General features: G+C 70.7%; 15 protein-coding genes. 8 read left to right on the top strand and 7 right to left on the bottom strand.

The window, feature by feature from the left end:
- Positions 1-20 precede the first annotated feature (20 nt).
- The 4 genes from hflX to ACGFNP_RS38895 all read left to right on the top strand — a co-directional run bounded on the left by hflX (position 21) and on the right by ACGFNP_RS38895 (position 4,949).
- The gene (hflX, locus tag ACGFNP_RS38910) at positions 21-1,433 is read left to right on the top strand and encodes a GTPase HflX (RefSeq protein WP_358336607.1); all 1,413 of its coding nucleotides are present in this window, start codon (positions 21-23) and stop codon (positions 1,431-1,433) included.
- Positions 1,434-1,861: 428 nt separating this feature from the next.
- On the top strand, positions 1,862-3,070 hold the full coding sequence (gene hutI / locus ACGFNP_RS38905) for an imidazolonepropionase (RefSeq protein ID WP_219527611.1): 1,209 nt from the start codon (positions 1,862-1,864) through the stop codon (positions 3,068-3,070).
- Positions 3,071-3,083: 13 nt separating this feature from the next.
- Positions 3,084-3,896, top strand: a complete 813-nt coding sequence (locus ACGFNP_RS38900) for a DegV family protein (protein WP_393327368.1) — start codon at positions 3,084-3,086, stop codon at positions 3,894-3,896.
- Between the two features lie 561 nt (positions 3,897-4,457).
- Complete coding sequence (locus ACGFNP_RS38895; protein ID WP_358336332.1) at positions 4,458-4,949, top strand: ComEA family DNA-binding protein; 492 nt, start codon at positions 4,458-4,460, stop codon at positions 4,947-4,949.
- 985 nt (positions 4,950-5,934) lie between these two features.
- Here the strand turns inward: ACGFNP_RS38895 and ACGFNP_RS38890 are convergent.
- Positions 5,935-6,060: a hypothetical protein gene (locus ACGFNP_RS38890; RefSeq protein WP_393327540.1), complete on the bottom strand. Its 126-nt coding sequence runs from the start codon at positions 6,058-6,060 to the stop codon at positions 5,935-5,937.
- On the opposite strand from ACGFNP_RS38890, the gene ACGFNP_RS38885 reads away from it, so the two are divergent.
- Positions 6,013-8,109 (top strand): ComEC/Rec2 family competence protein, encoded by a 2,097-nt coding sequence (locus ACGFNP_RS38885; RefSeq protein WP_393327365.1) that lies wholly within the window; start codon positions 6,013-6,015, stop codon positions 8,107-8,109. The genes ACGFNP_RS38890 and ACGFNP_RS38885 overlap by 48 nt on opposite strands.
- 469 nt (positions 8,110-8,578) lie before the next feature.
- Here the strand turns inward: ACGFNP_RS38885 and ACGFNP_RS38880 are convergent, their stop codons facing one another.
- From ACGFNP_RS38880 to ACGFNP_RS38855, 6 genes are all read right to left on the bottom strand, one after another.
- Positions 8,579-9,469, bottom strand: coding sequence for a phosphotransferase (locus tag ACGFNP_RS38880; protein ID WP_358336338.1), 891 nt, complete (start codon positions 9,467-9,469; stop codon positions 8,579-8,581).
- Between the two features lie 2 nt (positions 9,470-9,471).
- Complete coding sequence (locus ACGFNP_RS38875) at positions 9,472-9,933, bottom strand: glycine-rich domain-containing protein (RefSeq protein WP_393327362.1); 462 nt, start codon at positions 9,931-9,933, stop codon at positions 9,472-9,474.
- A 368-nt stretch (positions 9,934-10,301) separates the two neighbouring features.
- A complete protein-coding gene (locus tag ACGFNP_RS38870) occupies positions 10,302-11,162 on the bottom strand; it encodes a helix-turn-helix transcriptional regulator (protein ID WP_358336344.1) in 861 nt (286 codons plus the stop codon).
- 292 nt (positions 11,163-11,454) lie between these two features.
- On the bottom strand, positions 11,455-16,815 hold the full coding sequence (locus ACGFNP_RS38865) for an amino acid adenylation domain-containing protein (protein WP_393327359.1): 5,361 nt from the start codon (positions 16,813-16,815) through the stop codon (positions 11,455-11,457).
- Positions 16,812-21,695, bottom strand: coding sequence for an amino acid adenylation domain-containing protein (locus ACGFNP_RS38860; RefSeq protein WP_393327356.1), 4,884 nt, complete (start codon positions 21,693-21,695; stop codon positions 16,812-16,814). Before ACGFNP_RS38860 ends, ACGFNP_RS38865 begins: the two co-directional genes overlap by 4 nt.
- Before the next feature lie 302 nt (positions 21,696-21,997).
- A complete protein-coding gene (locus tag ACGFNP_RS38855) occupies positions 21,998-22,126 on the bottom strand; it encodes a hypothetical protein (protein WP_358336353.1) in 129 nt (42 codons plus the stop codon).
- Positions 22,127-22,165: 39 nt separating this feature from the next.
- Here ACGFNP_RS38855 and ACGFNP_RS38850 point away from each other — a divergent pair, with 39 nt between their 5' ends.
- The 3 genes from ACGFNP_RS38850 (at position 22,166) to ACGFNP_RS38840 (ending at position 25,535) form a co-directional block, all read left to right on the top strand.
- Positions 22,166-22,294, top strand: coding sequence for a hypothetical protein (locus ACGFNP_RS38850; RefSeq protein WP_393327353.1), 129 nt, complete (start codon positions 22,166-22,168; stop codon positions 22,292-22,294).
- Positions 22,295-23,368: 1,074 nt separating this feature from the next.
- Positions 23,369-24,565 (top strand): cytochrome P450, encoded by a 1,197-nt coding sequence (locus tag ACGFNP_RS38845; RefSeq protein WP_393327350.1) that lies wholly within the window; start codon positions 23,369-23,371, stop codon positions 24,563-24,565.
- Between the two features lie 190 nt (positions 24,566-24,755).
- Positions 24,756-25,535 carry a class I SAM-dependent methyltransferase gene (locus ACGFNP_RS38840; RefSeq protein WP_358336362.1) on the top strand — a complete coding sequence of 260 codons (780 nt, stop codon included), beginning with the start codon at positions 24,756-24,758 and terminating at the stop codon, positions 25,533-25,535.
- Positions 25,536-25,551: the final 16 nt, after the last annotated feature.

The following is a 25,551-nucleotide window of genomic DNA, read 5'->3' as shown; positions in this document are numbered from 1 at the left end:
GCCTATTAGAGATGACACGAATGCACGAATACTCCGCGCGCGACGAGTTCGAGACCGGCGAGATGGACCTCGAGGAGCGCCAGGCGCTACGCCGCGTGGCGGGCCTCTCCACCGAACTCCAAGACGTCTCCGAGGTCGAATACCGGCAGCTGCGGCTCGAGCGGGTCGTCCTGGTCGGCGTCTGGACCTCAGGCACGGCCGAAGACGCTGAAAACTCCCTGCTGGAGCTCAAGCTCCTGGCCGAGACGGCGGGCTCCGAGGTCCTCGAGGGCCTCATCCAGCGCCGCCAGAAGCCCGACCCGGCCACCTACATCGGCTCGGGCAAGGCGCTCGAACTCCGCGACGTGGTCGACTCGACCGGCGCCGACACCGTGATCTGCGACGGCGAGCTGGCCCCTGGCCAGCTCCGCCAGCTGGAGGAGACGGTCAAGGTGAAGGTCATCGACCGCACCGCGCTGATCCTCGACATCTTCGCGCAGCACGCCAAGAGCCGTGAGGGCAAGGCTCAGGTCGAGCTGGCCCAGCTCCAATACCTGCTGCCCCGCCTGCGCGGCTGGGGTGGCAACCTGTCCAGGCAGGTGGGTGGACGCGCCGCGGGCGGCGTCGGCATCGGCGGCCGCGGCCCCGGTGAGACCAAGATCGAGCTGGACCGGCGCCGCATCCGCGAGCGCATGGCCAAGCTGCGGCGCCAGATCAGCGGCATGTCCACCTCGCGCGACACGATGCGCCACCGGCGCACCCGGCGCGAGGTCCCGGCCGTGGCGATCGCGGGTTACACCAACGCCGGCAAGTCCTCCCTGCTCAACCGCATCACCGGTGCGGGAGTGCTGGTGGAGGACGCGCTGTTCGCCACCCTCGACCCGACCGTACGCCGGGCGCACACGCCTGACGGCAGGCTGTTCACGATCGCCGACACGGTCGGCTTCGTGCGCCACCTGCCGCACCAGCTGATCGAGGCGTTCCGCTCCACGCTGGAGGAGGTCGCCGACGCCGACCTGATCCTGCACGTGGTCGACGGGGCGCACCCCGATCCGGAAGGCCAGCTCGCCGCCGTACGCGAGGTCTTCGCCGACATCGAGGGCGCCTCCGACGTGCCCGAGATCGTGGTGATCAACAAGGCCGACGCGGCTGACCAGGAAGTGCTGGACCGCATCGCCAGGCGCGAGCGCGACAGCATCGTGGTCTCGGCGCGCACCGGTGCCGGCATCGCCGAGCTGATGGCGCTCATCGAACGCGAGCTGCCCAGGCTCGACCACGAGGTCCTGTTGCTCATGCCGTACGACAGGAGCGACCTGATCTCGCGGGCCCACAAGGAGGGCGAGGTGCTCTCGGTGGACCACGTGGCGGACGGCACGATCCTGCACGCACGCGTGCTCCCGAGCCTGTTCCAGGAACTGGAGCGGGCCGGCAAGCCTGTCGAACGCGTCTCTTAGGCGTCGCAAGCGGGCAGCTCCGCCAAAATCACTGCAGGGCTGCCCAAAGGCGGCAGTGGTCCCTGAACGCTGGGATTGCTAGGATAAGCCGAGTCTTACGACACTAATGGCGCGGGTTTCGCATGATCGCTGCTGTGAGTGAGGTCGCGTGCGGGGGCCACAGGGGTTCAATGGGGTCGAGTGGCGGTTGGGAAGAGTGGGCTTTCTTCCGAATAACCCTGTACAGCAAGCCCACCTGTGAAATAACGTAACTGAACTGAAATCGCCGGATCATGAGTCCGGCGATACGGTCACCGCACAGCCATAGCGGATGAGAGCAGGAGACCCCCCATGTCGTCCGGACCCGGAGCCGACTCAGTGGGCGCGGCGTCAGCCGTGCGCTGCTGGGTGCTGTGCTCGCCTGGGGGATCCCGCGGGGCGGTGATGCGGTGACCGTTCGGCTTCTGACCAATATCGGCCGCCTCTGGACCGGCAACGAGGTTCTCAGCAACGCGGCCATCCTCGTACACAACGACCGGATCGCGTGGGTCGGGCGGGCGCCCGATCTGCCGCAGAGCGTGCCCGGTGTCGTTGACGACATCGTCGACGTGGACCACGTCGAAAACCTGGGTGGCGCACTCGTCACGCCCGGCCTCATCGACGCGCACACCCACCCGGTCTACGCGGGCAACCGCTACGCCGAGCTGGCGATCCGCACCGGCGGCTCCACCTCGTCGGCGATCACCGCGGCGGGCGGCGGCGTGGGCTCGACCGTCACCGTGACCCGCGGCACCGACCCGTGGACCCTGTGCAACGGCGTCCGTGAGCGGCTGCGCGGCTGGCTGCTCAGCGGCACCACGACCGTCGAGGCCAAGACCGGCTATCACCTCACCCGCGACGGCGAGCTCGCCGACGTGCGGCTCCTGCGCGAGCTGGAGAAGGAGCCGATGATGCCGCGGGTGCACGTCACCTTCCTCGCGGCGCACGTGGTGCCACCGGAATACTTCGGCCGGCAGCGCGAATACGTCGAGGCCGTGGGCGCCTGGTGCGCCGACGCGGCCGCCGCCGGTGCCGACAGCGTGGACGTCTACTGCGACGAGGGCCACTTCACCACCGAGGAGTCCCGCTGGGTGCTCGCCTCGGGCCGCAACGTCGGCCTGCTGCCGCGCATCCACGCCGGCCTCTTCAGCCGCCGCGGCGCCGTCCAGCTGGCCGCCGAGCTCGGCTGCGCCTCCGCCGACGGGCTGCACCACATGTCCGAAGAGGACATCGCGATCATGTCCCGCTACGGCGTGCCCGCCGTGGTCTGCCCCGCGACGGCGCTCCAGCGCGGCCACCTGCCGCCGGTCCGCCAGATGATCAAGCATGGTGTGCAGATCGCGCTCGGCAGCGACCACAACCCCGGCTACTGCGGCATCACCTCGATGTCCCTGGTCATCGCGATGGCGGTGTCGGCGTTCGGGATGAGCGTCAACGACGCGCTGCGGGCGGCCACGCTCGGCGGCGCCACCGTGCTGGGCGCGCCCGACCGCGGCGTCCTGGCTCCCGGCCGCCTGGCCGACATCGTCCAGTGGGACGCCGACCACGAGGGCGCCTTCGCCTGGTCCTTCGGCCTCAAGCCGCGCCGGGTCTGGCGGGGTGGAACCCCGGTTCAGTAGTTAATCTCGGACTATGCCGCCATCGGTGCTCGTGGTCACAGATTCAACAGCTTACCTACCTCCGATGCCTGGTGTCGCTTTTGTACCTGTACAGGTGACTTCCGGTGGTTTGTCATACGACGAGAACTTATTCACCGGAGACCTGTCGTCGGCGACCACCTCCAGACCCGCACCCGCTCACTTCGCCTCGTGCTACGCGTCGCTGGCGGCCGGCGGCGCTTCGGGCGTGGTCTCGATCCACCTGTCGGGTGAGTTCTCCGGTACGGCCTCCGCCGCGCTGCTGGCCGCCGCGGAGTGCCCGGTGCCGGTGGAGGTCATCGACAGCCGGTCGATCGCCATGGGGCTCGGCTACCCGGTGCTCGCCGCCGCCCGTACGGCCGCGGCGGGCGGATCGCTCGCGGAGGTGGCGGCTGCCGCCCGGCGGTGCGTTGCGCGTACCCGGACGTACTTCTACGCCGACACGCTGGAGTACCTGCGGCGCGGCGGGCGCATCGGGACGGCGGCCTCGCTGGTGGGTTCGGCGCTGATGATCAAGCCCCTGCTGCACCTTGTGGACGGGCGGGTCACGCTGCTGGAGAAGGTACGGACGGCGGGCAGGGCCATCGCGCGGCTGGAGGATCTGGCGGTGGCGGCCGCTGAGGGCGAGGCGGAGGTGCGGGTGGCGGTGCAGCACCTGGGGGCGCTGGGACGGGCGGAGGGGCTGGCGGAACGACTGGCCAAGCGGCTGCCCGGGATCGTGGAGATGCGGGTGGTGGAGGTTGGGGCGGTTATCGGGGTACATGTGGGGCCAGGGATGCTGGGACTGACGGTCGCCTCAGCCGACTAGCCGTACTGACCACGGACGCCTGACCACCCGCCACTTCCTTCAGGCCGTTCACCATGTCGTCCACAGGCTGGCCCGCCATGCCTCGGTTGTCCCCAGAACCTCGTTCACCGCTCTGCGACCCCCAGCCGGTCTCGTACCTTCGCTGCCGTGCGCAACCACGATGCGACAGCCGAGCGGACCATCGCCGAGTCCCGCCTACGGTCCATCACCAGCCCCAGCCTGCCCGGCGGCGCACTCCAAGATCCGCATGACCCGCCCATGGGCTCAGGCCGGCCCCCGCTCCCGCCTGAGTCACCTCTGGGATCAGGCCGCGCACCGCTCCCACACGACCCGCCACCAGGGTCGGATCGCCCGCTGCCCCCGCACGACCCGCCCCTGGGATCAGGCCCACCTTCGCTGCCGCATGACCCGACCCTGAGGCCAGGTTGGGCCCCCATCCCACCCTCGTTCGAAGCCTTCCGCCAGGCCGTCACCACCAGGCCCCCCGCCTCCCTCGACCCTGGCAAGCCAGGTCTGCGCATCCTGATTGCCCTGGCTGTCCTGGCCGCGGTGGTGGCAGGCGTGATCGCGTGGCGCTCCCAACCCACCCCGGAGCCCCTCCCCGCCCCGATCCCCAGCCCACCGGTGCCCTCCAATCCATCTCCCACGGCCAAGGTGACCGTCCACATCACCGGGAAGGTCCGCAAGCCGGGCCTCTACACCCTCGCCATGGGAGCCAGAGTGGCCGACGCCGTGACAGCCGCCGGCGGACCCCAGCGCGGCACCGCCACATCCTCGGTCAACCTGGCCAGACGTCTCGTAGACGGCGAACAGATCGTCATAGGCGCCCCATCCGCCCCCACCCAAGCAGACCCCGCCACCACAACACTCGACCTCAACTCGGCCACCCCCGACCAACTGGAGCAACTCCCCGGGGTGGGCGAGGTCCTGGCGGCCCGCATCGCCGACTTCCGTACCACGCACGGCGGCTTCACCAGCATCGACCAGCTGCGCGAGGTCAGCGGCATCGGCGCGAAGAAGTACGAGGAAATCAAGGGAAAGGTACGCGTCTGACATGCCCCACGACCTTCCCGCCTCCCCCCACTCCTGGTCCCTGACTCTCCCCGGTCTGGCCGCCTGGGCCACCGCCCTCACCCTGCTGAGCTTCTCCCCAACAACGAGCCTGATCGTCTCCATCCTGGCCATCGGGTCCGCAGCGGCCCTTCTGGCAGGCTCCAGATTCGCGCGCATACGCAGACACCCCTTGCTCACCCGCCCGCTCCTGACACCTTCCTCACCCACCAGGCCGCGTCTGACGCCCTCCTCGCCCACCCGCGCGCCCACGACGCCCTCCTCGCCCACCCGCGTGCCCGCGACGCCCTCCTCGCCCACCCGCGTGCCCGCGACGCCTTCCTCGCCCGCTCGTACGCGCTCACCGTTTACCCGCACGGCCCTGACGTGCCTCTCACCTACCCGTGCCCTTGCGCGCTTCTGGCCTGGACACCCGCTTGCCGCACGCTTCCGAGCCGCCCGTTCCCTCTCCGTGCTCAGGCGGATCGTGTGCGCTCGTCCGTCCTCGGGACCGGTTCCCGGCGCCGTTCGACGGCTCTGGCGCAACGTGGCGATCGCGACCCTCACCTGCGTCGCCGCGACCTCGGCTTCGGTAGCCCTGCGCGTCCACGCCGTGAGCACAGGCCCGGTGGTCGCCCTGGCGGCCCGCGGAGCACAGGTCACCGCACAGATCACCCTCACCGACGACCCGAAGGTCAGACGCCACCGAGGCGGACGCTTCACCCAAGACCGAATAATCGTTCCCGCCACCCTGACCCTGCTCCAAACCCCGGCAACCCGACTCGCCGTGAACACCCCCGTGATCGTCTTCGCCCAAGGCGCCGAATGGACCCGCCTCCTCCCAAGCCAGCGCCTGGAAGTGACCGCCCGCCTCGCCCAGGCGACCCCGGGCGACCTGACAAGCGCCGTTCTCCTCGTCCGAGGTCCACCACATGTCCTCACATCCCCGTCATGGATCCAAGCCGCGGCAGGCACCCTCCGAGCGGGTCTACGGACGGCTGCGGACGTACTCCCGGCAGACCAGCGCGGCCTCCTTCCGGGCTTGGTCGTAGGCGACGTCTCCCGCATGGACCGACAGCTCACCGCCGATCTCACCGAAGCAGGCTTGAGCCACTTGAACGCGGTGAGTGGGGCGAACCTGGCGATCGTCGCAAGCGCCGTCCTGGCCGTCTCCCGCCTGGCAGGACTCCCGCTCGCCCTGAGAGCCGTCCTCGCGGCCGTCGCCATGATCGCGTTCGCCGTGGTCGCACGGCCCTCGCCGAGTGTCCTCCGAGCTCTGCTCATGGGCCTGACCGCCGCCGTAGCCCTCGGCACCGGCCGGACAAAGGATGGCGTGGCGGCCCTGTCGGCGTCGATCCTGCTGCTCATCCTGTTCGACCCCGAACTGGCCCACTCGTACGGCTTCGCCCTGTCGGCATCCGCCACCGCCGGCATCCTCCTGCTCGCTCCCCGCTGGCGAACCCGCCTCACCGGCCCTGACCCGGCGGAGACCCCGACCAGTGCCGCCATCCACGACGCCCCGGACCCCGAGCGGCCCGTCTCCACCCGGGCTGGCGCCCCCGGGCGTCACAGCGACTCGGCACCCCGTGGCGCCGTCGCCTCTGATCCGGCATGTGGCGGTGGTGTCACGTCCGCTGCGGTGCTTGGTGGTGCTGGTGCGTCCGTTTCGGCATTCGGTGGTGGTGTCGCGTGCGCTGCGGCGCTTCGTGGTGCTGTGACGTCGGATCCGGTGCGGTGGGGTGCCGCGTCCAATTCGGCGACCTGTGGTTCTGCCACATTCGGCTCGGCGGTCTGTGGAGCTGTCGCCTCCGGCTCGGTACTTCGTGGTGCCGCCACGCTCGATACGGCGTTCGACGGTGCAGCCACATCCGATGATGTCCTGGCGTCGGCGGCGTCGCCCTCTGCACCGATCCGTTCTCCGCCGAAGGGTCGTCTACGGCTTCCTCGATGGGCGGCGGAGGCGGTGGCCGTGTCTGCAGCGGCGCAGGTCGCTGTGACACCGGTTCTCGTGCTGATGTCCGGCCAGCTCACCCTGGTGGCGATCCCCGCCAACCTGCTCGCGGGCCCGGCAGTGGCGCCCGCGACCATCCTCGGGTTCGTTGCCGCGCTGGTGGCTCCCCTTTGGCCTCAGGCGGCTCAATGGCTGGTCATCCCGGCCGGGTACGCGGTCGGCTGGATCATCATGGTCGCCCAGTGGGCCGTGGGCGTGCCGCTCGCCACACTTCCGTGGCCGGGCGGGCTTCCTGGGCTCGGCCTCCTGGTGATCGCCGTGGCTGTGGCGATTCCCGTACTTCGACGCCGTGCCTGGCGGACGGTGGCTCTCACGATGGCCGGCGTGGCACTCGTGGTCGTGCTCGTCGTTCGTCCCGTGGCCAAGCCATGGCCGCCTCCGAACTGGCTGATGGTGGTCTGCGACGTCGGGCAGGGTGACGGCATTGTGCTGGCGGCCGGTCCCGGTCGGGGGATCGTCGTCGACACCGGCCCGGACCCCGTCGTCATGGACCGCTGCCTTCGCAGACTGGACGTACGCGACGTACCCCTGCTGCTCCTCACGCACCCGCACGCCGACCACGTGGACGGACTCCCCGGCGTACTCAAGAACAGGCACGTCGGCGCGGTCGTCGTCAGCCCGCAACGCGTCGCCCAGCAGGAGAGCAACCGCATCGCGACCATCCTCGCCCGCCACCGGATCCCGGAGTGGACACCGCCCGCGGGCAGCCGCTGGCAGCTGGGCCCCTCCGAGGTGACCATCCTCGCCCCCGATCCGTCGCAGGGTAAGGCCGGTGGCCAGGGGGAAGGCAGCTTGATCAATAATGCCAGCGTCGTGGCCCGCGTACGCTGGCGAGCGGGCTCGGCCCTCCTGAGCGGCGACATCGAGACCGAGGCCCAAGACGAACTGCTGCGCCGCCTCGCCCCGCGAGCAGACGTACTCAAGGTCCCGCACCACGGCTCGCGCCGGCTGGACCCGGCCTTTTTCGCATCCGTCGGCGCTCGGGCGGCACTGATCAGCGTGGGCGCCGACAACGACTACGGCCATCCAGCGCCGTCCACGATCGCGCTCCTGCAACGCCTCGGTGCCCGCGTCTACCGCACCGACCAGTCAGGCGACCTCGCGGTGATCGACCAGGACGGACGGCTGGCGGTGGTCGCCCGTGGCCCGTAGCCAACGGTCTGCTGTCGGTGGCGTCCTTCACCAGCGTTCCAGGGCAGGCAGTGGTCGACGAGTGGGCGGCGGCAGGACTGCGAGGTGAAGGCGCCCCGCTCAGGCGAAGTCGCCCGCCCAGGCAAGGGGCGCTCGCCCCCCTCCCGGCGAGCGCCCCTTGTCTGAGCGGGCGCCTTCGACGCGGGCCCAGGGGGCTGGTGGCGCACCACATCTGTGGCCCCGTCTGGGATCCCCGCCCGAGATCCCGGCTGCGGCTCACGTCTGTGGCTCAGCGCGTAAGCGGTGGCTCAGCAGCAGGCGGTGCTAAGCGCATAGTGGTGACTCAGCACGTCAGCGGTGCTCAGCAGGTCAGTGGCGGTTTAGCGGGTGAGCGGTGCTCGGCGCGTCAGTGGCGGCCGAGCACCTGAGTGGTCGGAGGTCAGCGGTGGCCGAGCACCTCAGCGACCGAGCACCTCAGTGGCTCAGCACGTCACAAGGATTGTCGGTACGCGAGCCACGTCTTCCCCGCGACCGCCGCCCTGGCCCGGAACTCGCGCATCTCCTCCGGCCCGTACCGGGCCTTGTAGATGCGGAACCGCGTCCACAGTGCCGCCAGCCCGATCACCGCGTCGGGCGGGGCGGACGTCCACGACGGTACGCGGGACAGTAGCTCGTCCACTTCTGGTGGGGTGTGTCCGGCTTCGACGAGGCGTGGGGCGAGCATGGCCGCGTCGATCCAGGCCGCGCCCCGAGCGGCGTACGACCAGTCGATCACGTACACGCTCCCCTGTGAGATGAGCATGTTGCTCGAACCGAGGTCGTAGTGCAGCAGGGTGTTGCCGCGGAGGTCGCTTGGCTCGAAGCGTTCGATCGCGGTGTCGTACAGGTCGCGGTCGGCCGGGATGCCTTTGTCGCGTAGGTGGGAGTCCTTGGCCAGGAGCGGCAGGATGTTGTCGATGACCGGCGCCCCTCCCCGGGGGCAGGGCGTGAGAAGGGCGCCGAGCAGGGAGACCGTGTCCAGGACGACGGGCAGGTCGGGGGAGCCGGGTGTCAGGTCGACGTGGCGGCTGTTGTCGTTGATGTACTCGAACACCGTCACCAGCCAGCCGTCCTGCTGCCCTCGCCACAGCAGGTGCGGTGCGGGAGCCTCGTCGGGCAGGACGCTCGCCGCCCAGGACTCCGTACGGTGTGCCTTGGCAGCGATACCGGCTGCCTCGACGGCCTTGATGAACACACTGTGGTTCTCGGTCTGGAGCCGGGCCGCGATGCCGGGCATGATGCCTTCGCCGGCGGGCTCCGCCTTGATCACCGGGCCGCCGCATTCGAGCTCTACCCTTTCGCGTACGCTGACCGGCAGGTCTTCCCATTGCTGGCGGGTCATCGTCATCCTCCACTTCCGGAGTCGTCGGCGCAGCCGGAGTAGCACTGACCGCATCTGCCGTCGGGGATCCACAACTCGACGTCCACCGGGAGACCGGCGGCACGCATGGCTTGTACGGTGGCGCCGACTCGCTCAGCCGCGGGGCGGAGCGCTTCCCCTGCCGGGTCGTCGGGCCTGTGATGGATGAACCGTCCGGCCACCTGCTCGCAGAACGCCGCGTACTCGCGGGTGTGAAGCAGGAAGGCGTGCCAGCCCTTGTCCACCTCTTCCGAGGGTGACAGACCGGCGTCCGGATTGAGGGCACATGTGGCAAGAAAACCGAGTGTCTGCCGCATGATTCGCTCGGCGTAGGCGGTGGTGGTGCAGTAGTCGCGTGCGACTCGCTCGATCAGCCGATCGAGCAGGCCCACGTCGACGAGGTCGCACGGATCGGTCAGGGTCGACCGATCCAGCAGGGGGATCATTGCCGTGCTCCAATCGTGAGGTGGGGGCTACACGAAGGGATGGGCGCTGCCAAAATGACCCGCGGGACGCCTGGCGGTGGTTCGGGGAGCCGGCGGACAGCGGGTGAGAGCTGTGAGGACGCGGTGCGGGGGGTGATACGCCGAAAGTGCGGTCGCGGAGCGCGGACGGCGGTGAAGTCGCGGGCCGGCATGTGGAGACGACCGCAGATAAGGCGGTGGGTGACACAGCGGGTTCCTCACAGAGGTGGTTCTTTGCTTGCGGCGGCCGGGGTTTTGGAAGTCCGGGAGCCTTCCGACCGCCGCGAAGTGGTCCGACTTGAAGGTACGAACCAGCGTCGCCGCAGCTCAAGTAAGTTTCGAAAAGTTTCTTAAAGATCTCGGCGAGCCGCGTCGATACAAGCCAGCGCGGGCTGCCCGTACACCGCTACCTCGGCCAGTGCCGTGAACGCCTTCTCGTAGACGGCGACGTCATCCGGTTTCTTGATCCGGAACTGCGCCGCCACCCCATCCACCCGGACCTCGCTGGCGTCGTACAGCCAGAAGTTCTCCGGCGGCATGACGGGGGGTTTGCGGGTGTACGGGAGGATGCCGAGGCTGACGTATGGATTGTCCCGGGTGTAGGTGGCCAGTCTGTCGAGCTGGGCGTTCATCCCTGCGGGGTTCACCATGGGCGTGCGCAGCGTCTGCTCGCCGAGCACGAACACGAAGCGCCGCACGCCGCCGAGCGACTGCTGCTGCGCCATGCGCGCGGCCACGGCCCGGTCCAGGTCGTCGGGTATGCCGCGGAAGGAGATGATCGTGGACAGGTGGGCGCGGGCGTACGCCTCGGTCTGCAGCAGGCCGGGCACCGTGGAGTGCTGCCACACGCGTAACCGGGTCGTCCGCTCGTACAGGGGGATGAACGTTTCCTGGACCTGACCGAGTCCGTTCCGCTCCAGGCGGCGCCATTCGGTGTACAGCGTGTCGATATGACGGGCGGCGGCGAGCAGGTCGGGGATCTCGTGTTCGGCGCCGCAGGCGGTGGCCCAGGCGCGGATGTCGTCCTCGCTCGGGACCTGCTGCCCGTTCTCGATCTTGGAGATGCGGGCCTTACGTCCGTGCCACCCCATGGCCTCGGCCAGGCGTTCGCCGGTCATCCGCCGGCCGTCCCCCGTATGGGCGGTGCGGAGGTCCTTGAGCCGGGTGGCGAGCGACATCCGCGCTTCCATGATCGTGCTGTGACTTGTCATGGGTCACCTCGGCTCGGGCGATGGAGTTGCTTCGAAGCTACGCCCGGGTTCGGCATCGCGTCAGTAGGGTTTCTTGAAAATCATGACGAAACCCTACTGAGTAGGATTTCGTCGGATGTGGCCGCTGCGTCGGATGTGCCACGCGGCCGGCCCATCAGTCGTTCACATTTCAGGCCCATAGCTCAATCGCCGACGCCGTCGATGATCGAGTGAGCGCGGTGGGGGCAAATACGTGGATTCGCCCCCGCCGGGACCGGCTGTGGCGAGCTGTTCGGTACGGCGGGAAAGGTGGTCACGCGTGGCCGCGCGCCAGCTCCCTGTCCGCCTCCTCCTGCACACCGTCAAGATCGTCCGCGATCTCGGCACCCGCCACCGCGTCCGGCAGGTGGTCCTCCATCAGCCGCAGTGGCCGATACCACAGGCCCAGGGCGCCCCACACCACCAGCAGCGCGCCCGTCACCGCCAGGAGCAGCCCCACGCCCCGGCCCGGGCCGACGCCGACGAGCTGAGCGACGATCGTGCCGTCCAGCGCCCCGCCAGGCTCCAGCAGCGGGCCGAAGAGGTCGGACAGGGCCGGTGCGGTGAGGAAGGCCAGCGGCGTCATGGACACCGCCAGCATCTGGTTGGTGGCCAGGACCCGCCCCTGCAGCTCCAGTCCTACCTTGAGCTGGATGATCGACAGCCAGTGCGCGTTGAGGATGCTGAGGAACAGCCACGACAGCAAGCCGCCGGCCGCCGCCAGGGCGACCGACGGGCGTAGTCCGATCAGCAGGACGCCCAGGCCGAAGCCGCTGACGAAGCCGACCATGCCGATCGCCCGCCGCTCCGTGCCGCCCCAGAACACCATGACCAGCGCCCCGAGCACCGCGCCCATACCCTGCGCCGCGGTCACCGTGCCGACGGCCGCCACGTCGCCGAACGACAGCACGGTGGGTACGGTCACCGCCAGGGCGAGCATCCCGAGGTAGTTCTCCACGACGAAGAACCCGATCATGATCATCAGCGGGCGGCGCCGTACGAGGAAGCGCCAGCCGCCCACCATGGCCTGCGTGAACGTCTCCTCCAGCCGGTGGAACATCCGGTCGGGGAAGCGCACCAGTAGCAGTGTGGACAGGCCGATGACGAAGGTGGCGATGTTCACGGCCACCACGCCGTGCACGCCGATCAGCGTGATCAGGGCCGCCCCGGCCAGCGGGGCGAGCAGCATGCCGAGCCCGGTACCGAGGTTGGCGACCGCGTTGGCCTGCATGAGGTACGGCTTGGGCACGAGCTGCGCCACGGCCGCCAGGTAGGCGGGCCGATGGAAGGCCGTGACCAGCGACAGCACGCCGGAGATCACACCGACCTGCCACACCTCCAGCCGCCCGATGACCAGCAGCGCCACCAGCACGGCCGTCGCGACGGCGGACATGGTGTCGCAGGCCAGCATCACCAGCCGGCGGTCCACCCGGTCCGCCACGGCCCCGCCCAGCGGGGAGGCCAGCAGCGACGGCAGCGTTGCCAGCATCGAGACCAGCGCGTAGTCCGACACCCGCCCGCTCTCCTGATAGGCCCACACGCCCAGGGCGAACGCGGTGAGCGCGCTGCCCAGCAGCGAAGCGGTCTGCCCGACCGCCATGGTGTAGAAGCGGCGCAGGTCCCTGCGGGCACGCTCGCCGACCACCTCGACCTCGCCGATCGGTGGCGGCATCCGACCCGCCGCCCAGCCGTCGAGGTGACCGTCGATCAGCTCGGCCAGGAGTGGTGCCTGGTGCTTGAGGAAGTAGTGGCCCGCGCGGGGGATGGTGGCGAGCTCCACACGTTCGGCGAAGGCGCCCCACTCCCGGTAGCGCTCCTGATAGAGCTCGGTGGAGCGGTCGCGCTCGCCGATCACGCACAGCACCGGCGCGGCCAGCTTGCGCGCGCCGTCGATCACGCCGTTCTCGTCGCTTCGGCGCGTGCCCGCAGCGGCCAGCTCCCCGCTGAACCAGGCCTGTGCCTCCTCCACGTCGTGCCGCAGGCCGCGTAGCATGATCGCGGTGTCGCCGGTGTCCTCGTCGAGCGCGCCAAGCGTGCGCAGGAAGTCGCGCTGCGACCGGTCGGATGACCACCTGTTCGCCGGGAACTTCCGGTTCCACCAGGCGGAGATCCGGCCGGGTAACCGGGCGTCGGGGAAACTGCCGCCGATGAACAGCCCGGCCACCGGCACGCCCGACTCCTCCAGGCGCAGCGCCAGTTCGGTGGCCGAAGCCGAGCCGACGCAGTGTCCGTAGAGCGCGATCGGCCCGGTGGTCAGCGGGGCGAGCTCCGCCATCACCCGATCGACCAGCTCGGGCAGGGAGAGCATCGGCTCCTCGGGCCGGGCCGGGTCGTGGCCGGGCAGCTCTACGGCCAGCACCGCGGTGCCGGGATGCCGGGTCGCCAGCTCGGTCGCCAGCGGCCCATAGGCGGCGGCCGAGCCACCGCCGTACGGCACGCACAGTACGGTACGGCTCGCCACGGCGGGCCCCGCCAGCCGGTGCAGCAGCCCGGGCTCGGCCCCGTCGTCCGAGTCGAGATGGGTGGCCAGCTCGCGGATCGTCGGCCGGGTGAACAGGTCGATCACGCGCAGCGCCGGATCGATCTCCCTCACCGCGCGCACGGCCATGAAGGAGTCGCCGCCGAGGGCGAAGAAGTCGTCCTCGATGCCGAAGTCCTCCGTGCCCAGCACGCCCGCCCAGACCGCGGCGACGCGCAGCTCCGTCGGCGTGCTCGGGGCCACCCGTTCGCCCGCCGTGGCCACCTCGGGCATCGGCAGCGCGGCCCGGTTGACCTTGCCGAGCGGGGTGAGCGGGAGCGTGTCGAGGACGACGATCGCCGGCGGCACCATGTATTCGGGCAGCCGCTCCCGCAGACCAGCCCGGACCGCCGCGAGGTCGACGGTGGCGGGTGCGATCCACGCGGCCAAGCGGCGGTTGTGCGCCTCGCCGATCGGCAGGACCGCCGCCTCCAGCACGCCCGGCTGGTCGTGCAGCGCCGCCTTGACCTCGCCCAGCTCCACCCTGAAGCCGCGGATCTTGACCTGGTCGTCGACCCGCCCGAGGAACTCGACCAGGCCCTCCGCGTTGAGCCGTACCCGGTCACCGGTCCGATAGCACCGGGTGATGCCGGTGACCGGGTCGGGCACGAAACGCTCGTCCGTCAGATCGGGACGGCCGAGATAGCCGCGCGCCAGACTGGGACCCCCGATCCACAGGTCTCCCGGCACGCCCGCGGGCAGCGGTCTGCCGGCCGGGTCCACCACGTAGCAGTCGACGTTCGCCAGCGGCCGGCCCAGCGGGACGGCCGCTGTGCCCGTGGGCGCCTCCGGCGCGGTGCAGCTCAGGACGGACACCGTGGTCTCCGTGGGACCGCAGTGGATCTGCAGCTCCAGGTCCGGTCTGGCCGCCCTGATGCGCTCGGCCAGCTCCCATGAGGTGGCCTCGCCCGCCAGGATGAGTAACTCCGACGGCAGCATGGCGGCCAGGTCGCCGTGCGCCCCCAGCAACTCCAGATGGCTGGGCACCATCTTGATCACCTCGACCGGATGGGCGGCGAGGTAGCGCGTGTAGGCGTCGGGGTCGGTGCCGGTGTCCTGGTCCACCAGGTGCACGGTGGCGCCGCTGATGAGCGCCCCGAACAGGCAGGTCATCACCAGGTCCGAGGCCATCGTGGAGACCACACCCCAAGAGGCGTACTCGCCGTCGATCCGCTCGGCCACCGCCCTCAGGTAGTGCAGGACCGCCCGGTGCTCCACCGCCGCACCCTTTGGCCGCCCGGTCGAGCCCGACGTGAACAGTACGTGGGCCAGGTGCTCCGGCAGGACCGGCACGTCAGGAGAGGTCTCCGGCAGGTCCTCGGCCAGCACGTCCTCCAGGACCAGAGCGCCGGGCAACCGCGCGGCCAGCGCCCGCTCGGCCAGCACCAGCCGGGCTCCGCAGGACACCATGTACGCCAACCGGTCGTCCGGGTAGGCCGGTTCGAGCGGCATGTAGGCGGCGCCCGCCTTGAGCACGCCCAGAATCGCCGGGACGAGCGGTCCGTGCCTCTCGGCGAGGACGCCGACCACGTCGTCGGCCCCGACGCCGGCCGCGAGCAGCCGGTGCGCGATCCGGTTGGCCTGCCAGTCGACCTCGGCATAGGTCAGCGTGCCCGCCGGGTCGGTGACGGCGACGGCCTCAGGCGTACGCGCCGCCCAGTCCTCGAACCACGCGTGCAGCGGCCTGGACAGGTCGTAGTCCCGGCGCGGTCCCGCGATCAGCGGCCCGGTCACCGGCTCCAGGGGCACCGCGGCGGCAGGGGAGTCGAGATCATCGAGCATCCCTTTCAGCAGCGTCACATACCAGCCGGCGACCCGTTGTGCCGTGCCCGCGTCGAAGAGGTCGGCGCGGTAGGCCAGCGAGCCCTCGTAGCCGTCGCCGGCTTTGGCCAGCGCCAGGTTGAGGTCGTACTTGGCGATCCGCAGCGGCGGCTCGAAGACCTCGACCTCCAGCCCGGCGAAGCGCGGCGGCTCCGGCGAGGTGTCCACGACGTTCAGCACCGCCTGGAAGATCGGCGTGGTGGCCAGGTTCCGATCCGGGTGCAGCACCTCCACCACACGCTCGAACTGCGTCTCCCGGTGCCCGAACGCGTCCAGTGCCGTGTCGCGGACCCGAGCGAGCAGCTCGCGGCCAGTCGGCTCGCCTGACCGGTCACCCCGCATGACCAGCGTATTGACGAAGCAGCCCAGTATCCTCTCGGTGTCGGGGTGCAGGCGGCCCGCTTCCAGGACGCCCACCGGCACGTCGTCGGTGGCCGACACCCGGCCGAGCAGTTCCTGCCAGGCCGCCAGCAGCACCATGAACGGCGTACCCCCGATCTCGGCGGCCGCCGCCCGCACCCTTGCGGCCAGCTCCGGGCCGAGCCGGACGGGCACCTCGTCGCCCGCCCAGTCCGCGATGGACGGGCGCGGGCGGTCAGTGGGCAGGTCGAGCACTGGTTCGAGGCCCACGAGCCGGTCGGTCCACCAGCTCACGTCGCTCTCCGGCTGCCCGGCGAGCCACTGCGCGTAGTCGCCGTATTGCACCCGCGGCTGCGCCGGGCGCTCGCCCAGGCCGAGCCCGGCGGTGTAGAGCGCCGCCAGCTCGGCCATCGCCACGTCCCTCGACCAGGCGTCGAAGGCGATGTGGTGCACGGTCAGCAGGAGCACGTGCTCGTCGCCGTCCATGCGGTACAGCACCGCTCTGGTCGGCGGCTCGGCACCCAGCGCGAACGGCCGGTACGCCTCCCGCTCCAGCCGTCCCGCCAGCAGTTCCCGGTCGGCCACGTCCTCGACCGTGATCGGCACCAGGTCGGCGCCGACCACGGTGGTGTGGTCCTGGTCGACCAGCGTGCGCAGCACCTCGTGACGCTCGGCCAGCTCGCGCACGGCGGTCAGCATCGCTGCGGTGTCCAGCGGGCCGCGCAGCCGGACGGCCGTCGGGACGTTGTAGGCGCCCGCGTTGCCCGGCTCGGCGAGCTGATCCAGGAACCACAGCCGGGCCTGCGCGGGTGACGGCGGGGCGGGCGATTCCCCGGTTCTGGCGGGGATGCCGGGCACGGTACGGGCCGCGGCACGGCGGGCGGCGGCCAGCCGTACCGCCAGCCGGTCTTGCAGGCTCTGCCGCGCCTCGGTCATCTGTCCGCCTCCAGCTCCGCCATCAGCAGCGTCTCGACGGCCGAGGCGAGCGCGGCGAGCACCGGCCGCTCGAACAGCAGCCGCACCGGCACCTCTATGGCCAGCGCCTCCGTGAGACGTCCGGTGACCAGCAGGGCTGCCAGCGAATGGCCGCCGAGCCGGAAGAAGTCGTCGTCGACGCCGACCGTCTCCAGTTGGAGGACCGCCTGCCAGATCTCGGCGACCAGCAGTTCGGCGTCGCTGCTCGGCGGGATCAGGGTCCGGGTGGTGGCGTGGTCCGGCTTGGGCAGCGCGCTCCTGTCGACCTTGCCCGACGAGGTGGTGGGCAGCGTGTCGAGCGCCATCCACCGGCGCGGGATCATGTAGTCGGGCAGCCGCTCGCCCAGCGCGGCCTCCAGCGCCCCGGTGTCGGCCACCCTGTCGCCTGTCACGCCGACCAGGTAGCCGACGAGGTGCTCCTCGTGCACGGTGACCACCGCGTCGGGTGCGCTCTCGCGCAGCGCGGCCTCTATCTCGCCCAGCTCGATCCGGTGACCGCGGACCTTCACCTGATGGTCGCGGCGGCCGAGGAAGTGGAGCGTGCCGTCAGGGCGCCAGCACGCCAGGTCACCGGTGCGGTAGCGGCGCTCGCCTGGCGCGAGCGGATCGTCGGCGAACGCGGTCGCCGGGGCGCCGCGGTAGCCCCTTGCCACGCCCGCGCCGCCGATCCACAGCTCACCGGGCACGCCCGGCGGGACGAGCCGACCCACCTGGTCGAGCACGCAGGCCCGCTCGCCGGGCAGCGGCCCGCCGATGGGCACGCTGTCGCCGACGGGAGCGGTGATCCTGGTCATGGTGGAGTAGATGGTCGTCTCGGTCGGGCCGTAGGAGTTCCACAACTCACCCACGCGGGCCAGCAGGGCGCCGGCCAGCGCAGGGTCGAGGACCTCGCCGATGCTGACCACGCGGACGTCGGCGCCGCCCGACCAGCCGGCGGCGACCAGCATGCGCAGCGTGGTGGGAGTGGCGGTGAGCAGCGTGACGCCGGAGCCGTCGATGCGCCGGGCCACGGCGCGGCCGTCGACGGCTGAATCGCGGTCGAGCAGTTCCAGGCGGAGCCCGTTGCACAGGCTGACCCACAGGTCGAAGCCGAAGACGTCGAAGGAGAACGGGGTGAGGCCGAGCATGATGTCGTCGTCGCGGATGCCGGGCGTGACCCGCATGGCCGCCACGAACGCCGTCAGGTTGGCATGGGTGACCTCGACGCCCTTGGGCCGGCCGGTCGAGCCGGACGTGTAGAGCACGTAGGCCAGCCCATCAGACGTGGTGGCGGGGGCCGCGTCGCCGTCCGGCAGGGTAGCGAGGTCGGTCAGGTCCAGCAGGGTCGCCCCTGTGGACTCCGCCAGCCCGCGCGCGACCGGGACGGTGTCCCCGGCCGCGAGCACGACGCCGGCGCCCGAGTCGGCGAGCTGGTGTCGCAGCCGCTCGGCCGGATGGCCCGGTTCGAGCGGCACGTAGGCCGCGCCCGCTCTGCCCACGCCGACCAGCGCGGCGGGCAGATGCCGATCACGCGGCAGGCACACGGCCACGACGTGGCCGCCTTCGGGGACGGGATCAACGGCGAGTGGTTCGCGCAGGGCGGCGGCGACGCGGGCCGACGCCTCCGCCAGCTCGGCGTACGTCAGCTCGCCCGCGGCGTCCGCCACCGCGACCCGCCGGGGGTGGCGGGCAGCCTGCTCCAACACCTCGTGCACGACGGTGGCCGAGCCGGCCTCAGCCAGAGGCGCGCCGGTGCCCCAGGCCAGCAGCGTGGCCCGCTCTTCGGCGGTGACCAGCTCGAACGCCGACAGCGGCAGTTCAGGACCGGTTGCCGCGGCCTCCAGTAGTCGCATGAACCGGTCGGCGAAGGACTCGGCCTCCTCCCGGCTGAAGTGGTCGATGTCGTACTCGACCTGGACCTCGACGCCCTCGACCGTGGTGTTGACGAACAGTGTGAGCGGCGCCTGAGCCCCGCCGCCGCTCAGCTCGCCGAGCAGCTCCACGCCGAGCCCGTCGCGCTCCAGCCGCACCGGTACGGCAGGCGGCTGGTAGGAGAGCACAACCGGGGTGAGCATCGTGCCGCGAGGACGCTCGATGCCGGAGACGGCCAGACGTTCCTCGGGGGGCAGGCCGACGTGATCGAGCGAGCGGGCCGTGGCGACCGCCGCCTGGGTGACGGCTTGCCGTACGGACAAGTCGCCGTCGATGCGAAGGCGTACGGGAAGCACGTCGACCAGTGGGCCGACGAGCCCTTCCAGTTCGGGATGGGCGCGGTCGGCGACGGCCGCGCCGAGCAGCACGTCAGGCCGGTCGGTCTGCGCGGCCACCAGCAGGCCGAGCACGGTGAAGTAGATCGCGAACGGGGTAGTGCCGGTCGCCGCGGCCAGCTCACCCACCCTGGCCGCCATCCGCGGCGGCACTCCGCGCACCAGCCGGGTGCCGCGGAAGCGGCTGGGGCCGCTCTGCGCGCGGGCCGACAGGTCGTACGGAGGCGCCGCCCCGGCCAGCTCCTCGGCCCAGAACGCGCGCAGGCGCTCCATCCTGGCCGGGTCGGCGGTCAGCTCCTGCTCCAGCAGCGCCACGTCTCCGACCTGGACGGGCTGCTCGGCGACGGTGCCGGTCAGCGCCGCCATGAGCGTGGCGTTGGACCAGCCGTCGTAGGCGGTGTGGTCGGTGACGATGATCAGCTCGGCGGTCCGCTCGTCGTGCCAGAGCAGGGCCGCGCGCAGTAGCGGGACGTCCGCGGACAGGTCGAAGCCGTGGACGGAGAGCTGCTCGGCCAGGCCGGGGGAGTAGCGGTGCTCCTCCAGCGGGACCGGCGCGGGTGACCGTACCTCGGCCACCGGCTCGCCGTCCTCGCCGACCACCGTGACGGTGCGCAGCACCTCGTGTTCACGGACCAGCGCGTCCAGTGCGGCCCTGACGGGCTCGGCCGAGCCGAGTCCTGTCAGGCGCAGGCGGAAGGCGAGCGTTGTGGCGTTCCTGGTGCGGCTGACCTCACGCAGCAGCCACATGCCGTACTGCGCGGAGGTGAGCGGGTAGCGGTCCCTGCCCGGGTGGCGGGCCAGCCGGGGTGCGCCGGATCCGGATGGCGTGGCCTCGGCGGCCTCCACGAGCGGGGACAGCTCGGCGATCGTGGGCCGGCCGAGGAACGTGGTGAGCGCCACCCGCGCGCCCAGTTCCCGCTCGATGACCGCGCAGATCCGGGCCGCGGCCAGGGAGTGACCGCCCAGGTCGATGAAGTGATGGTGGATGCCCACCCGCTCGACGCCGAGCACCGCACCGATGATCTCAGCGAGCCGCCGCTCGATGTCGTTCCGCGGCGCGACGTAGGCGCCCAGCTCGGGGGCGAACTCCAGTACGGGCAGAGCGGCGCGGTCGATCTTCCCTGTTGGCCCGAGCGGGATACGGTCCAAGATCGCGATTCTGGACGGCACCATGTAGTCGGGCAGCCGCTCGCGCATCCATTCGCGTAGCCCCGCCTCACTCAGTTCCGCCCCGGTGGGCCCGGCCTCATCCCGTGCGACCGGCTGCACGTAGGAGACCAGGCGCCGTACGTCGCGTGCGTCAACCTGGGTCAGCACGACGGCGTGGTTCACGCCTGGATGCCGGGTCAGGGTGCCCTGCACCTCGCCCAGCTCCACCCGGAACCCGGCCACCTTGACCTGGTCGTCGTTGCGGCCCGCGTAGTGGTAGATCCCGTTCTCGCGGCGGACGAGGTCGCCGGTGCGGTAGTGCCGCACGCCATCGTCGTCGGTCACGAACCGCTCGGCGGTCAGCTCGGGCCGGTTCAGATAGCCTCTGCCGACCAATGGCCCTGCCACCCACAGCTCCCCGATCTCGCCCTCGGGCAGCGGCCGCCCAGCGGTGTCGCGTGCGCTGAGCACGGAACCGGCATAGGCGGAGCCGATCGGCGGCTCGCCCTGTCCGTCGCGGAGCACCTCGGAGGAAGTGCAGGTCACCGTGCATTCGGTCGGCCCGTATACGTTTACCACGCGGTGCACGCCAGGGTTGGCGTAGATGCGATCGGCCAGAGCCCTGGTGAACGGCTCACCTCCGGCGATCACCATGCGCACACTGGCGGGGAGCGGCTCGCTCAGCAGCGCTACCAGTGCGGAGGGCGCGCCGTACACGGCCGTCACCTCGTCGCGGGCAGGGAGCGCGGACAGCGCCAGCAGGTTGTCGGCCACGATCACGGTCCCGCCGCAGAGCAGCGGCAGGAACATCTGCGTCACCGAGGGGTCGAAACACACCGACGTGGCGAACAGCATGCCGCCCAGCTCGTCGGGGTACCGCCCTGCCTCGTAACGCAGCAGCGCCATGGCGTTGCGATGCTCGATGACCACGCCCTTGGGGCGACCGGTCGAGCCGGAGGTGTAGATCACGTAGGCGGCGTCCGTCGGCTTGCCGGGGACCGAAGGCGCGGTCCGGCCCGTGGCTCCGGCGCCGTCGCCCACGGACTCGATCAGCAGGGCTTCGGCGCCAGAGGCCCGCAGCACCGCCTCCTGCCTCCGGGCCACCGGCTCCGAGGTGATGAGGTGGGCCATCCCGGCGTCGGCGGCGATGAACTCCAGCCGGTCGGCGGGATAGGCCGGGTCGAGCGGCACGTAGGCGGCGCCCGCCTTCCACACTCCCAGCAGCGCCGCGATCAGCGAATCGTCTCTGTCCAGGCAAACGCCCACCGAGTCACCGGGGCCTGCGCCCCGGGCACGTAATTCGCCGGCGATCCGCTCAGCGCGTGAGTCGAGATCGGCATACGTCACGCGGGTCGTGCCCGCCACCACAGCGATGCGGTCAGGGGTGCGCCGCACCTGCTCTGCAAGGGCCTCATGAACCCGATCGGTCTTGAGGATGGTACCCACCACGCTTCTCCCAGTCAGGGGCGAACTGATCGCGGCAAGACTGACAGATCGTGAGGTGGGGAGGGTTTTTGTCAGGTTCCGTTACCGTAACAATGATCATGGCATTGGGTGAGCCTATATGCCCGGATGGTAGTGCCCGGCTCGGCAGATGGTTGACGACACTCCTGCGCGGGCGTCCAGCAGAGCGCCCACCTCCCGCATCGGTAAGGGGGCCCGCATAGCGGCGTCAACGCCGTAACTCAATCATGCGGCGAAGCCTGGACCGGGCAGTTGCGCCTCTCGTTGGACGAGTTGCGCGGTGGCTACCCGCGCAGCTCGTAGGCTCCGTAGACGAACCCGTCGTGCGTGAAGGGGATCTGCTCCACCGCGGCGGCGAGCGCCAGGGTGGGGATCCGCCGCAGGAGGGCGGGGTAGGCGACTTGCAGTTCCATCCGCGCCAGGGGCTGGTGCGCCCCGTACCCGAAACTCACGTGGAGCTGGGCGTTGCGCTGGAGGTCGAGCCGGTCCGGGTCGGGGAAGACGGACGGGTCGCACGGATCGTCGCCGTCACGGAGGAGGACCAGCTGCTCGGGGTGCCGCAGCAGGGCCAGGGTCCCTAGCGTGATCCGTCGGACTCGGGGCGGAATTCGAGCCGGCCAGGAAAGCCGACCAGCCCGGGATCGGGCAAGGATTCGAAGAGGTCTTCCTCCCCTGCTGCGAGGGGTGGATGACCAAATCAGTCATGCCTCCTTCGTCTCACAGAGAGCGCCGGAGCAGCCGGCGAGACTCGCGATGGCGACACAAAGTCGCACTAAAGGTCTCTCAGTGTGCGACCACCGGCGGTAGATGGCGACGAGGGAGAGGTCAATATGCGGGGTCGCCAGGATTTCTTGGTTCTGTTGGCGGGAGTTCCCGTATCTTCGGAACGATCACGTTCTCCGGTTTCCCGTTCGCCATGTCGGTCCACGAATTAGGGGCACCGTCAAGAAGCGTGAGATGCGCCGTCTGATCGCGCCTGATCTGTGCTTTCGTCTGCCCTGCAGAACGCAGCCGGAAGCGGAGGCGGCAGGGATGCGCGCCGCCGCCGAAGGGTGTTTCGGGCGACGGGACTCGCCGAGAGTTCGGCCGCCGGCACATGGCCCCGCCCAGGCGAGAGGCGGTCTCGGAGGCGGGATCGTTCCCCGTGTATTCCGTCGGCGGTGGCACTCCTGGGCCTGCCGCCGACGCCGGCCGAATACCGCGGAGCAGGCATTGCCGCAGGCCGAGGCGGAATTTCTTCTGGTTATGGAAGCGCGCCCTGCAGGTTTCGAACCCGCAATCGGGCGTCACTCACACAGACGCTCCGCTGGTGAAGCGACTGCTCGGCTTCATTAAGCGTGTGCTCACAATCACGCTTCGAAGTTCAGAGAGCCCCGGGTAGAACAGAGAGGCAATTTCGGCACTCACATAATTCTCGAAATGCTCTCGCCATGGCATTCCGCAAATCCTGTCAGAACAGTATTGACACTCCCCTTTGTCCACTTGATAATCAACAATGGCAGTCGATGGCGATAAACTATCGCCATTCTTGCCGCCGCTACCGCGCACAGGCAGGCCTGGAGAGGCGGCGGGTGACGCCGCTCTCCTGCCGGGACACGCGAACGGCACCACCTGCGCGTACACCCGCGATCACGGATGGCATTGGGCAGGTGGGGATGACGACGGTCGGAGAACCGGATCGGGCCGCTCCCGGCGGGAGCCTGCCGTGGGCGGGCGGCGGCGGGGCGGCGCGGTGGTACCGCCGGGACCCGCTGGGGTTCGTCGAACAGGCGGCCCGTGAGCGGGGCACAGTGTTCCGGCTGCCCGACGATGGATCGCTGTGCGTGGCCGATCCGGTGGAGGCCTTGCGGGTGCTGCACGACGAGGAGGGCAACTACGACCAGGTGTCCGACTTCTTCCACGTCCGCGGCGGCCGGCTGGGACCGCGGGCGCCGCAGGTCGCGATCGGGCGGGCGGCCCGCGCGACGTTGCGCGCCCACCTGGCCGCGCACCGCGAGCGGCTGCCCGCCGTCGTGGCGGAGCTGGGGGAGGTCAGCGAGTGGCCCTCGGCCGGACGCGCCGCCGTGCACCGGTTTCTGGCAGAGGCGCTGCTGCGCCCGGACAGCTCGCCAGCCCTGCGGGAGCTGATGACGCAAGTGATGCGGCACGATGTCCTGATCCGTCCCAGCGGCCGGCTGGCGCGCGCGGCGCGGTGGGCGCTGGGGGCGCGCGTGGTGCGGGCGGTCACCGGCGAGGTGCTCATCCGGCGGGCCGGGCCACAACCAGGCGGGCCCGGCGACCTGCTGGACGCCATGCTCAGGGTAACTCCGCCCGATACGCCTGCCGCGCAGGTCGCCCAGGTATACCTGCTGCTGTTCCGAACCTCGGTGGCGCCGGTAGGCCACGTGGTCGCCTGGGCGCTGCTGGCGGCCGCGACCCACGGCGTCGACCTGGCGGCCGTGCCCGCAGAGTCAGCCGTACGAGAGTCGCTGCGGCTGTGGCCGGTGGCGTGGCTGCTGGGCCGCCCGGTACATCGCGCCCATCAGGTCGGCGGCGTGCGGCTGGAGCCCGGGGAAAGCGTGTCGGTCTGCACCTACCTGTTACATCGCGACGAGCGGCAATGGCCGCAGGCCACCCGGTTTCGGCCCGACCGGTGGGACGGCCCCGGTCCTCGCGGGCCCTACCTTCCGTTCGGTGGCGGCCCGTTCACCTGCGCCGGCGCCGCCGTCGCCCACACCCTGGCCACCGAGCTGCTCGCCGCCGTGACCGACGGCGCCCGTCTGGAGGTGCGGGGCGGCCACGGATACCCCCACGTGGCGGGCATCATCACCCCTCCGCCGTTCCAGTTGCGCCGGATCCCACGCCAGGTTTGACCACCATCGGTCACCAAGAGAGGAGGTGAGCCACGTGAGGAAGCTGCTGCGCCGCGTTACCAGCCGCCGGATCAACCGGCAGGCATGGTTCATCTGGTAAGCCGTATCCCGTCGGCCGTGCCGGGCCAACAGCCCGGCGCGGCTCCCGACGTGGCGCGGCCGACGGGATACGTGAGCTCAGGAGGCGCGCATGGCGCATGTGGATGAGACGCTGGCGGCGTACGAGAGCATCGCGGTCCGGTACGACGAGCTGAACGCGCGGATGGACACCGCCGGACTGGTAGACCGCTTCGTGGAGGCGGTGGATCGGTACGGGCCGGGCGGGCGGCGGCTGCTGGACGCCGGGTGCGGTACCGGCCGCAGCAGCGTGGCCTTTCGCGAGCGGGACTTCGAGGTGACCGGCTACGACCTGTCCCCGGCGATGGTGGCGATGGCCCGGCGCCGGCCTGGCGCCGAGGGGATCCGGTTCCTGGTGGGACGGCTGCAGCAGCCCCCGCCCGGGCTGACGGGCTTCGACGTGGTCGCTTGCGTGGATGTGCCAGTGACGTACCTGACCACTACAGACCAGCTGCGGCGGTCGCTGGCGGCCGCGCGCGATCAGCTCGCTGAGGACGGGGTGCTGGTCTTCGACCTGAACACCATCGGCTACTACCGGCGTACGTTCAGCGTCCCCGCAGTCGTCGACCAGGGAGACCGGTACGTGGCCTGGTTCGCGGTGTCCCCGCGGATCGAGGCCGACGCGGTCGTGGTCACTCAGTTCGACCTGTTCGAACGGGCCGGCGCGGGCTGGGAGCGGGTGTCGATGCAGCACGTGCAGCGGCACCACTCCGACCGGACGGTGCGCCGCGTGGCCGAGCGGGCCGGGCTGTGCGTCGTGGCTGCTTACGGGCTGGTGGGGACGTCGGCGCGGGAGCCGGCCGACGAGGACGACCACGACCGGATTCTGTACGTCGCCCGCCGGGTCGGCTGAAGCCGGCCGTCTATCG

Source organism: Nonomuraea sp. NPDC049269 (assembly GCF_043197155.1).
Lineage (GTDB): Bacteria > Actinomycetota > Actinomycetes > Streptosporangiales > Streptosporangiaceae > Nonomuraea.
The sequence above is the reverse complement of the archived record's forward strand: the minus strand, read 5'-3'. Positions and strand labels throughout refer to the sequence as shown.

Excerpts from the sequence above, each read along its gene's own strand:
- ACGFNP_RS38840 (WP_358336362.1), top strand. The coding sequence starts at position 24,756 with ATGGCGCATGTGGATGAGACGCTGGCGGCGTACGAGAGCATCGCGGTC.
- ACGFNP_RS38875 (WP_393327362.1), bottom strand. The coding sequence starts at position 9,933 with ATGATCCCCCTGCTGGATCGGTCGACCCTGACCGATCCGTGCGACCTC.
- ACGFNP_RS38880 (WP_358336338.1), bottom strand. The coding sequence starts at position 9,469 with ATGACCCGCCAGCAATGGGAAGACCTGCCGGTCAGCGTACGCGAAAGG.
- hflX (WP_358336607.1), top strand. The coding sequence starts at position 21 with ATGCACGAATACTCCGCGCGCGACGAGTTCGAGACCGGCGAGATGGAC.
- ACGFNP_RS38865 (WP_393327359.1), bottom strand. The coding sequence starts at position 16,815 with ATGACCGAGGCGCGGCAGAGCCTGCAAGACCGGCTGGCGGTACGGCTG.
- ACGFNP_RS38900 (WP_393327368.1), top strand. The coding sequence starts at position 3,084 with ATGCCGCCATCGGTGCTCGTGGTCACAGATTCAACAGCTTACCTACCT.
- ACGFNP_RS38855 (WP_358336353.1), bottom strand. The coding sequence starts at position 22,126 with ATGGAACTGCAAGTCGCCTACCCCGCCCTCCTGCGGCGGATCCCCACC.
- ACGFNP_RS38870 (WP_358336344.1), bottom strand. The coding sequence starts at position 11,162 with ATGACAAGTCACAGCACGATCATGGAAGCGCGGATGTCGCTCGCCACC.
- ACGFNP_RS38885 (WP_393327365.1), top strand. The coding sequence starts at position 6,013 with ATGGACCGACAGCTCACCGCCGATCTCACCGAAGCAGGCTTGAGCCAC.
- ACGFNP_RS38845 (WP_393327350.1), top strand. The coding sequence starts at position 23,369 with ATGACGACGGTCGGAGAACCGGATCGGGCCGCTCCCGGCGGGAGCCTG.